Source organism: Psychrobacter pacificensis (genome assembly GCF_900101915.1).
Lineage (GTDB): Bacteria > Pseudomonadota > Gammaproteobacteria > Pseudomonadales > Moraxellaceae > Psychrobacter > Psychrobacter pacificensis.
Map to the genome: position 1 here is coordinate 1 of NZ_FNAL01000054.1, position 1,895 is coordinate 1,895.

The window sequence follows — 1,895 nt, forward strand, 5'->3', positions numbered from 1 at the left end:
TTGAGTTTGAGAGACGATACTATGATAGTCTTTGTGAGTCAGACAAAGCTGCCTGACTCAAGCAATCCACTCTCCGATATAGTCGGGGCGGTTCAGAGTGGACGTTTATGAGTCTTGCATTGCTAGTTCTACTTGCTATATCAGTCAAATAGACGTAATCGATTACATTAAGCTTGGAAAAAATTAAGACTGTGAAGGTTCAAGATTGGTGATTTGAATATTCATACACTTTATCTGAGTATGACAAGTCACTATAACTTTTTTAAATTAGACTGACTTTTGAATTCAGATATTAAGTAGGGTGCAAGTAAATCATCCAGCTCAAGATTAGTTTTTAATTTTACTTGATTAATAATTTCTATAAGAGTGACAGTGTTCTGATTAAGCTCATCCTCAAGTTCAGTTATTCTCTCTTTTAATCCTTTATTAGTGTCAAGAAGAGCCTGACGTGTTTTTTTGTTGACGTATAGCTGCTCTTCTTTTTCATTCAAATTCAATGGTAAAAGCTGTTCTGTGGTATATCTTTGGATTAATGCTTTGCGTTCTGGCGTACTAAGCGTACTCAGACCGCCTTTAATATGTCCTTTGGCAATAAGTCTCTTATGTAGTGCAGTATTTGAAATAGGAGCCTTCTCAATGCCTTCTTGTACCATATCCTTAAGCTCATTCTCAAGAGCTTCGTTTAACTCATTGCCTCTTAGCATTTGCCTTCTTCCTGATTATTAGCTTTAATCTTTTCATATTCCAGTGAAAACAGCTCAGCAAGTGCCCTAGGCTGAGAAAGCTCAGTATCTATTGCTTTATATATATTTACTGGAATTTTATTACTGTAGCTAACCATGATTTTTTGTTCAAAACGCTCAAGGTTTTGAACTTGCTCTTTTATCCTTAGCGTAAATTCAGAATTATCAGCTAAGTTTTTGGCTTGCTCAATTAGTCTGTTTTTAGTGAGCTTTAAATTTTCAAGCTCGCCCATACGTCCTGTTACCGTAAAATTAACACAGGACACCCCTGATTGGCAGGATAATCGCTTGGGACAACCGTGAGCCGCTATATTGCGCATACATGAGCCAAAGGGTAGGGGGTGTAAGTAGGCATGGGTATCTATAAGTTCTTTCGCTTTGTCTGGCTCTGTAGGAGCTATTTCATTAAAAGCTTTAGCAATATCTTCGAAGTAACCATCACCCATAGATTGCTCAATAAAATTCGATATTTCAATAGTACTATCAAACGTATGTAGATTATTTTTCAAGTTGTTTTCTAGGTCTTTATCGTTGCTAAAGAGCATCAAACCATATTCTAAGATGTCATCAATTGGGCTTTTTGCATTATTCTCTGCAGGTTGCACAGGTTCTGAAACTGCCATTAACTCCTTAGATGTTTGAAATTGACTATTGCTACTAGCTAAACTGGCATTTTGGCTGATTTGCTTAATACTCAAGTGTTGGTAGTGTTTGTTTTGCTCAATATCAACCCGACCCATTAACATTGCTTGCAAGTGGTCTGAGATCTCAGCAATAGCTAAAAAGGTGTTAATATTATGGCGTGGAATATGGCTCGATATTTTAGAGGTTTGATTATCGCTATCTTTAAGGCCGTACTTTTCAAATACTGATTTATTTCTACCTGTACCTAAAAAATTATTTATGACACGGTTCTCTAGTATCGTAATATTTGCTTTATTGATTATACCCTGGGATAAGGTGGTGCTACCATATTGAACTATAAACAACAGATTCTCATAGGGAATATTGACTATACGACCCTCAAACTCAAATTTTTTGTTTATAGGTTCTTCGGTATAGTGAAACCATTATAAAAATGGTATAGCAAGATTAAACGCTATTTTTCGCAGCCTCTGGAGACGCAGTCACAGCAAGCAAGAAAAGTAGCGT

The 1,895-nt window shown here is 36.4% G+C and carries 2 protein-coding genes; both read right to left on the reverse strand.

Translation table 11 applies throughout. The features are described from left to right. Positions 1-251 precede the first annotated feature (251 nt). Entirely contained in the window at positions 252-704 is a 453-nt protein-coding gene (locus BLR43_RS13390; RefSeq protein ID WP_045455634.1) for a hypothetical protein, read from the reverse strand. Next, entirely contained in the window at positions 698-1,732 is a 1,035-nt protein-coding gene (locus BLR43_RS13395) for a hypothetical protein (RefSeq protein ID WP_093071471.1), read from the reverse strand. Before BLR43_RS13395 ends, BLR43_RS13390 begins: the two co-directional genes overlap by 7 nt. Positions 1,733-1,895: the final 163 nt, after the last annotated feature.